Source organism: Zobellella sp. DQSA1, assembly GCF_041950555.1.
GTDB lineage: Bacteria > Pseudomonadota > Gammaproteobacteria > Enterobacterales > Aeromonadaceae > Oceanimonas.
In genome coordinates, this window is the sequence record NZ_CP169531.1 from 4,081,370 (window position 1) to 4,090,000 (window position 8,631).

Annotated in this window: 5 protein-coding genes, 1 tRNA gene and 3 rRNA genes (1 of these 9 running past the window's edge); 2 read left to right on the forward strand and 7 right to left on the reverse strand. The window is 55.0% G+C overall.

Going from position 1 to position 8,631, the window contains the following annotated elements:
• Nucleotides 1-181: 181 nt before the first annotated feature.
• Entirely contained in the window at nt 182-1,693 is a 1,512-nt protein-coding gene (locus ACEVBK_RS19390; RefSeq protein WP_375056515.1) for a YifB family Mg chelatase-like AAA ATPase, read from the forward strand.
• Nucleotides 1,694-1,758: 65 nt separating this feature from the next.
• The gene (locus ACEVBK_RS19395; protein ID WP_375056516.1) at nt 1,759-2,070 is read left to right on the forward strand and encodes a hypothetical protein; all 312 of its coding nucleotides are present in this window, start codon (nt 1,759-1,761) and stop codon (nt 2,068-2,070) included.
• A gap of 49 nt (nt 2,071-2,119) precedes the next feature.
• Here the strand turns inward: ACEVBK_RS19395 and ACEVBK_RS19400 are convergent, their stop codons facing one another.
• From ACEVBK_RS19400 to ACEVBK_RS19430, 7 genes are all read right to left on the reverse strand, one after another.
• Nucleotides 2,120-2,722, reverse strand: a complete 603-nt coding sequence (locus ACEVBK_RS19400; protein ID WP_375056517.1) for a thiol:disulfide interchange protein DsbA/DsbL — start codon at nt 2,720-2,722, stop codon at nt 2,120-2,122.
• Nucleotides 2,723-2,762: 40 nt separating this feature from the next.
• Nucleotides 2,763-3,731: a serine/threonine protein kinase gene (locus tag ACEVBK_RS19405; RefSeq protein WP_375056518.1), complete on the reverse strand. Its 969-nt coding sequence runs from the start codon at nt 3,729-3,731 to the stop codon at nt 2,763-2,765.
• Nucleotides 3,732-3,782: 51 nt separating this feature from the next.
• A complete protein-coding gene (ccoG, locus tag ACEVBK_RS19410; protein ID WP_375056519.1) occupies nt 3,783-5,201 on the reverse strand; it encodes a cytochrome c oxidase accessory protein CcoG in 1,419 nt (472 codons plus the stop codon).
• Nucleotides 5,202-5,529: 328 nt separating this feature from the next.
• Nucleotides 5,530-5,644: ribosomal RNA gene (gene rrf / locus ACEVBK_RS19415) — 5S ribosomal RNA — on the reverse strand.
• A gap of 28 nt (nt 5,645-5,672) precedes the next feature.
• Nucleotides 5,673-5,748 (reverse strand) — tRNA-Thr (locus tag ACEVBK_RS19420).
• 9 nt (nt 5,749-5,757) lie between these two features.
• Nucleotides 5,758-5,872 (reverse strand): 5S ribosomal RNA (gene rrf / locus ACEVBK_RS19425).
• Between the two features lie 123 nt (nt 5,873-5,995).
• A 23S ribosomal RNA gene (locus ACEVBK_RS19430) occupies nt 5,996-8,631 on the reverse strand (it continues 254 nt past the right edge of the window).

Below are 8,631 nucleotides of genomic sequence, written 5' to 3' on the forward strand. Positions count from 1 at the left end.
AAAAATTAGGGGGATTCGGAACGTCCGACCCAACTGCCCTATAGAACTAGCATGATGACCTAAACTAGACAAGACTTTATTGTTCACAAAATAAAATAAAGGGTGATTCAGGGTCAAAAAGAGATGGAATTAAAAACCAATAAAAACAATTTTACTAAAATATAATATCAGGGAGACCGGGATGTCACTCGCCGTTGTTTTTGCTCGCGCCAGCCTGGGCGTCACCGCCCCGCTGGTCACCGTTGAGGCCCACCTGGCCAACGGCCTGCCGGCATTCAATATCGTCGGCTTGCCGGAAACCACCGTCAAGGAGGCCCGCGATCGGGTGCGCAGCGCCCTGCTCAACTCGGGTTTTGAGTTCCCGGCCAAACGCATCACCGTCAATCTGGCCCCAGCCGATCTGCCCAAGGAAGGCGGGCGCTTCGATCTGCCCATCGCCATCGCCGTGCTGGCCGCCTCAGGACAGCTCCCCTCGGCCATGCTGGAGCAGCTGGAGTTCCTGGGGGAACTGGCCCTCACCGGCGCACTGCGTCCCATCAGGGGCGCGTTGCCGGCCGTACTGGCGGCCCGTGACAGCAAACGACAACTGGTGCTGCCCAGCGACAACGGCAGCGAAGCCGGCGTCATCATCCCCAGCCCCGCCCGGCTCGCCCCCCATCTACTGGCCATTACCGCCTGGTTACAGCAACAGGGAGACTTGACCGCACCCGAGCCGGTCATCCCAGATCACAAAATCGATGCAACAGATCTCAGCGATGTGATCGGACAGGAAAGCGGTAAACGGGCGCTGGAGATCAGCGCGGCCGGAGAACACAATCTGCTGCTGCTCGGGCCACCGGGAACCGGCAAGAGCATGCTGGCCAGTCGTTTGCCCGGGCTATTGCCCCCCATGACGGAAGAAGAAGCACTGGAAACCGCCGCTGTTCGCTCCATCAGCGGTATGGGGCTGGATCCCGAGCGCTGGCTGCTACGGGCCTTTAGACAGCCTCATCACTCGGCATCGGCCGTTGCCCTGGTGGGCGGCGGCAGTTATCCCAAACCGGGAGAAATATCCCTGGCCCATAATGGTGTGCTGTTTCTCGATGAAATGACCGAGTTCGAGCGGCGGGTACTGGATGCTCTGCGCGAGCCGCTGGAAACCGGCTGCGTGTCCATTTCCCGCGCCGCCCACCGGGTCACCTTCCCCGCCCGCTTCCAGTTGATCGGGGCCATGAATCCGAGTCCTTGCGGACATTATGAAGACGGCCGCAGTCGCAGTTCTTCCGAGCAGATACTGCGTTATTTAAGCAAAATCTCCGGCCCTTTCCTCGACCGCTTCGATCTGTCGGTAGAAATCCCGCTGCTGCCGCCCGGTGAGCTCAGCCGTTCTCGTCCCCCGGGAGAAAATTCGGCGGCGGTACGCTCCAGGGTGCTAAACGCCCGTGCCAGGCAGCTGGCGCGGGCCGGTAAGACCAATGCCCGGCTCGGCACGTCCGAGTTGGACCGGTTCTGCCCCCTGGCCCGGGAGGACGCCCTCTTTCTCGAGCAGGCCCTGCACCAGATGAAATTGTCGATCCGGGCCTGGCACAAGCTGATCCGGGTAGCCCGCACCATTGCCGATCTGGCCGGCGAGCCGGCCATTGCCCGGCCCCACCTGATAGAGGCATTGGGCTACAGGGCCATGGACAGGCTGCTGCACCGGCTGCAGCAATGAGGCTGCAAAGACGGAAAAACTGCTCTACCTTAAGGAAACGGTCACCGTTTGACAGGGAAATCAATATGAAGAGTGCCAAGGAGTTTGCCGGTTGGCTGCATGAACGCTTCAGGGAAGTAAGGTCCGGGGTCTATTTCACCAAGAACGATATCGCCACCCTGTCCGGGCGGCAACGCTTCACCCAGGAATTTATCACGGACATTCATTACGAGCTGGCGCTGCAGGGAATGGGCTTCGTCACCGATACCCACAGGGAGAAATTCTACCTGTTTCATCTGCCTACCGAACATTGGCAGACCCGGGGCGACCATTATCAGGAGCCGGTTTCCAACATACATCTGATGCCGCCGGCAAAGCGTAACTTACCCCCTCAGTAACCGAAAAGGGCCAGCCCCGAGAGGCTGGCCCCAAACTTGGCAGCCGGAGTCAGTCGGCCGCCAACAGGTATTCCACCACCCGGTAAAACCTGTCTTCTGAGCCAATCTCACCCATATTGAGTTGATACTTTCCCTTGACGATGATGGTCGGGGTGCCGCGTACATTAAAGTTTTCGGTAGCCCGGTCGTACTGGGCAAGCATGCCGTTCAGGGCAAAGCTGTTTATCACCCCATCGAAGGCTTTTTGCTCGACTCCCTGCGCGACAAAAATTGCCCTGATATCATCCAGGGAGTTGGGCATTTTCTTCTGCCGATGGATCTGATCGAAGATGGCCGGTGTCAGTTTATCCTCAACCCCGAGCAGCACGGCTGCCCCGTAGGCCCGCTGTAACACAGGCCCCATTTCCCGTCCCAGGAAGGAAACCGGTACTTTCTTGAGCTGAGCCTCCGGTACCCGCTCGGACAGCTTGTTCATCAGTGGTTGAAAACTGTAGCAATGCGGGCAGACGTAGGAGAAAAATTCGGTGACTTCCGGCTTGCTGCTGGCCGTTTCCTTCACCACCGTATACTCCACCCCTTCCTTGAATTCGGGCGCGGCATGGGCCAGCGGCGCCAACAGCAGGGTTAACAAGGCAAAGACTAACTTTTTCATACAGGATCCTATTCAGTAAAGGCTGCTTCAAGTTAAGTAATCAGTTCCAGGACGTCAAGGACAAAGGCGGCGCTTCCAGGCTCTGCTGCTGTTCGGTCAGCACCTTGATTTGTTGCTGCCAGTAATCCTCGGTGTTAAACCAGGGGAAGTTGGCGGGAAAGGCCGGATCGGACCAGCGCGCCGCCAGCCAGGCCATGTAGTTGACCATACGCATGGCCCGGAGCGGTTCAATCAGGGCCAGTTCGGTCGCATCGAACTCCCGCACCGTTTCATAGCCGGCCAGCAGGGTGTCCAACTGCACCAGCTGCTCCTGCCGGCTGCCACTGAGCATCATCCACAGATCTTGAACCGCAGGCCCCCGACGACAATCATCGAAATCGAGCAACCAGGGGCCGTCACGCCACAATATATTGCTGGCATGGCAGTCACAATGCAGCATCAGCTGTTTTTTGGGGCGATACAGCTCCGTGGTTCGCTCGACGACGCGTTTGAGCAAGGGAAAGAACTCTCCCCTCAGACGAACCGGCATCTCGGCCTGCTGCTCCAAAACTTCACAAGCACGCCGCAGATAGTCATCGGTGGAGAGTTGCGGCCGGTACTTGAACTCGCTACGCGCACCCACCAGATGCAGCCGGGCCAGCTGCTCTCCTAACGCTTCCAGCTGATCGAGATTATCAGTCTCAAACTGGCGCCCTGCCACTGCCGGCCATACCGCAAACAATATTCCCTCATACTCACAGAGCGTGCCAAATTCATGGTGCAGCGGTACCGCGACCCTCACCCCTGCCTCTGCCAGGGCCAGTAGAAAATCATGTTCTTCCTGTATCTGCTCCCGGCTCCAGCGCTGAGGACGATAGAACTTGACGACCAGGGTACCCTGCTCGTCATTTTTGAAACGATAGACCCGATTTTCATAACTGTTCAGCGCCATCAAGCCCGAATCAACATAAATGCCGACACTGGCAAGCGCATCGGTGATCACATCCGGGGTCAACTGGTAATAATTCATATCACTCCAATAGTATAAGGCCGCAGTATTTATCCGCGGCCTGAGTATAGTTTAACGAGCACTGAAAAATTTACTCTCGGTATGAAGGAGGGCCTTGCCATCACTTGGGACTGCCCCTTTGCGACTGAGTACAAAGGTTATGTCCTTGACCGGGGACGAAAGCAGGTAGGGATCCGCAGATAGGCTAATCGGCAGGCTCAGTACCTCGCCCGCTTTCAGCGTCACTTCGCTTGGACCAATCCATTCCACCTCTTCCATGCCTTCCACAGCCAGCAGATAGGTTTCTTCTGCCAGTGTCTTATTAAGGATCTTCAGGGTATAAGTATTCTCCACCATGCCTTCATTGGTTTCCCGATAGAGCTGGTTACGATCACGGATAACCTCTATGCCCATCGGCATAATGCTGGATGCCATGTACCCAAAGGCAGCCAGCATCACCACCATGACGATACCGTAACCGATCAGCTTGGGTCGTGCCACATGGGTCTCTTTATGGCGCAACTTATGTTCGGTGGTGTAACTGATCAGACCTTTTTCATACCCCATTCGCTCCATTGTCTGATCGCAGGCATCGACACAGGCGCCGCAGTTAATGCATTCATATTGCAGACCGTCACGAATATCGATGCCAGCCGGGCACACTTGCACGCACATGTCGCAGTCGATACAGTCACCCAGCCCCAGCTGTTTGGGATCGGCCTTGCGGGAACGGGGCCCTCGGTGCTCCCCCCGCTCCACATCGTAGCTGACGGTATAGGTATCCTTGTCAAACATCGCCGACTGGAAACGGGAGTAAGGACACATATGGGTACACATTATGGTGCGCATCCACCCTGCGTTACCATAAGTACAGAAGGCAAAGAACAGAACCCAGAAACCGACCCAGAAGCTGGTTGACAAGGTCAGCAACCCTATGGCCAGTTCTTTTACCGGCACAAAATAAGCGATAAAGGTAAAGCCGGTGAACAGCGAAATAGCCAGCCAGGCGGTATGCTTGGCCCCTTTTCTCCATATCTTGTTGAAATTTAAAGGCGATTTGTCCAACTGCTTACGTTTATTGGCACTACCCTCAAATTTTTCTTCAAACCAGATAAACAGGAAAGTCCACACCGTCTGCGGGCAGAGGTAACCACACCACACCCGCCCCAGGAAAGTGGTGATAAAGAAAAGTCCAAACGCGGCCACCATCAGCAACAGGGCCAGCAAGGTCAGATCCTGAGGCCAGATCGTAGTTGCGAAGATATGAAAGCGCTGATGCTCCACATCCAGCAGTATCGCTTGCCGGCCATCCCAGCTCAACCAGGGACCAACCACAAACAACAGCATGAAAAACCAGCCCATCAGCTTGCGTAACCGCTGCCATTGGCCCTTCTGTGAACGTACATATATATGGCCTTCATCTGTCGGCCGATGGGAACGCACCGCCCCGGTGACGTCTCTGATGTCGATCTGCTCGTTTTTGTCGTTCATTATGCTCACATTGTTAATCTGACTGACTGCGACCGCATTATCTAGCAGACAAGATGTAACCTCTTGTTAACTTGCAGATAAAATACGAGTTATGCCGCATTTTGCAGCAAAATCTAATATAAAAAGGTGATCACTATCACCTTTTATCGAGTCAACATCAGTTCCCTCCATCCAGAGCCTCATGATAAGGCATACGGATCAGCAAACACCATGACAGCAATCAACGCATGCTCTAAAGAGACAACCTGACAGGGCAAGAACGAACCGCAAGCTGGAAAAATGGAGAAACGAAAAAGCCCCGCTGTTCCAGCGGGGCTTGGGGATAGATGTTTGACTGTGACCTACTTTCACATGGCAGCTGCCACACTATCATCGGCGCGGGTGCGTTTCACTTCTGAGTTCGGCATGGAGTCAGGTGGGACCACAACGCTATGGCAGTCAAACAAAACTTGCTAAAACTAACTGTAGATATGGTGCTGATACCCGGATTCGAACTGGGGACCTCACCCTTACCAAGGGTGCGCTCTACCAACTGAGCTATATCAGCAAATTGGGTGCCTGGCAGTGACCTACTTTCACATGGCAGCTGCCACACTATCATCGGCGCGGGTGCGTTTCACTTCTGAGTTCGGCATGGAGTCAGGTGGGACCACAACGCTATCGCCGCCAGGCATAAACTTTAATCCGGAAAAGCTCACCGCCAGGCATGGCGGCAATGCAGAAAATGCAGGAGCAATTCTCTGCCTGATGAATTCGTTCTCGACCTGCAAGGCCTCACACTTCTTGGGTGTTGTATGGTTAAGCCGCACGGGTCATTAGTACAGGTTAGCTCAACACGTCACCGCGCTTACACACCCTGCCTATCTACGTCTTAGTCTCAAACGGCCCTTTAGGAGGTTCTAGACCTCTGGGATGACTCATCTCGGGGCTCGCTTCCCGCTTAGATGCTTTCAGCGGTTATCGATTCCGAACTTAGCTACCGGGCAGTGCCATTGGCATGACAACCCGAACACCAGCGGTTCGTTCACTCCGGTCCTCTCGTACTAGGAGCAACCCCCCTCAATCATCCAACGCCCACGGCAGATAGGGACCGAACTGTCTCACGACGTTCTGAACCCAGCTCGCGTACCACTTTAAATGGCGAACAGCCATACCCTTGGGACCGACTTCAGCCCCAGGATGTGATGAGCCGACATCGAGGTGCCAAACACCGCCGTCGATATGAACTCTTGGGCGGTATCAGCCTGTTATCCCCGGAGTACCTTTTATCCGTTGAGCGATGGCCCTTCCATTCAGAACCACCGGATCACTATGACCTGCTTTCGCACCTGCTCGACCTGTCCGTCTCGCAGTTAAGCTGGCTTATGCCATTGCACTAACCGTACGATGTCCGACCGTACTTAGCCAACCTTCGTGCTCCTCCGTTACTCTTTGGGAGGAGACCGCCCCAGTCAAACTACCCACCAGGCACTGTCCGCACCCCCGATAAGGGGGCAACGTTAGAACATCAAACATACAAGGGTGGTATTTCAAGGTCGGCTCCACGGCAACTGGCGTCACCGCTTCACAGCCTCCCACCTATCCTACACATGTAGGGTCAATGTTCAGTGCCAAGCTGTAGTAAAGGTTCACGGGGTCTTTCCGTCTAGCCGCGGGTACACCGCATCTTCACGGCGAATTCAATTTCACTGAGTCTCGGGTGGAGACAGCGTGGCCATGGTTACACCATTCGTGCAGGTCGGAACTTACCCGACAAGGAATTTCGCTACCTTAGGACCGTTATAGTTACGGCCGCCGTTTACCGGGGCTTCGATCAAGAGCTTCACCTTGCGGCTAACCCCATCAATTAACCTTCCGGCACCGGGCAGGTGTCACACCGTATACGTCCTCTTGCGAGTTTGCACAGTGCTGTGTTTTTGATAAACAGTCCCAGCCACCTGGTCACTGCGACTGGCTCAGGCTCCATCCGCGAAGGACTTCACCCGCTCCAGCGTACCTTCTCCCGAAGTTACGGTACTATTTTGCCTAGTTCCTTCACCCGAGTTCTCTCAAGCGCCTTGGTATTCTCTACCCGACCACCTGTGTCGGTTTGGGGTACGGTTCACACACATCTGAAGCTTAGAGGCTTTTCCTGGAAGCAGGGCATCAATGACTTCGTCACCGTGGTGACTTCGTCTCAGGTCTCAGCATTGTGCGTCCGGATTTGCCTAAACACACTGCCTACACCCTTTCACCAGGACTACCAACGCCTGGCCCATCTAGCCTTCTCCGTCCCCCCATCGCAATGTGTGTCAGTACGGGAATATTAACCCGTTTCCCATCGACTACGCCTTTCGGCCTCGCCTTAGGGGCCGACTCACCCTGCCCCGATTAACGTTGGACAGGAACCCTTGGTCTTCCGGCGTGGAGGCTTTTCACCCCCATTATCGTTACTCATGTCAGCATTCGCACTTCTGATATCTCCAGCATGCTTCACAACACACCTTCGCAGACTTACAGAACGCTCCCCTACCACTCATGCAATGCATGAATCCGCGGCTTCGGTGCCTAGTTTAGCCCCGTTACATCTTCCGCGCAGGCCGACTCGACCAGTGAGCTATTACGCTTTCTTTAAATGATGGCTGCTTCTAAGCCAACATCCTGGCTGTCTGAGCCTTCCCACCTCGTTTCCCACTTAACTAGGACTTGGGGACCTTAGCCGGCGGTCTGGGTTGTTTCCCTCTTCACGACGGACGTTAGCACCCGCCGTGTGTCTCCCGGATAGTACTTACTGGTATTCGGAGTTTGCATGGAGTTGGTAAGTCGGGATGACCCCCTAGTCCAAACAGTGCTCTACCCCCAGTAGTATTCGTCCGAGGCGCTACCTAAATAGCTTTCGGGGAGAACCAGCTATCTCCCGGTTTGATTGGCCTTTCACCCCCAGCCACAGGTCATCCCCTAACTTTGCAACGTTAGTGGGTTCGGTCCTCCAGTTGATGTTACTCAACCTTCAACCTGCCCATGGCTAGATCACCGGGTTTCGGGTCTACTCCTAGCAACTCAACGCCCAGTTAAGACTCGGTTTCCCTACGGCTCCCCTATACGGTTAACCTTGCTACTAAAAGTAAGTCGCTGACCCATTATACAAAAGGTACGCAGTCACCGAACAAGTCGGCTTCCACTGCTTGTACGTGCACGGTTTCAGGTTCTATTTCACTCCCCTCACAGGGGTTCTTTTCGCCTTTCCCTCACGGTACTGGTTCACTATCGGTCAGTCAGGAGTATTTAGCCTTGGAGGATGGTCCCCCCATGTTCAGACAGGATATCACGTGTCCCGTCCTACTCGATTTCACAACAAGGGCGGTTTGGTGTACGGGGCTATCACCCACTACGGCCGGCCTTTCCAGGACCGTTCCACTACCACCCAAGCTGCTTAAGGGCTGGTCCCCGT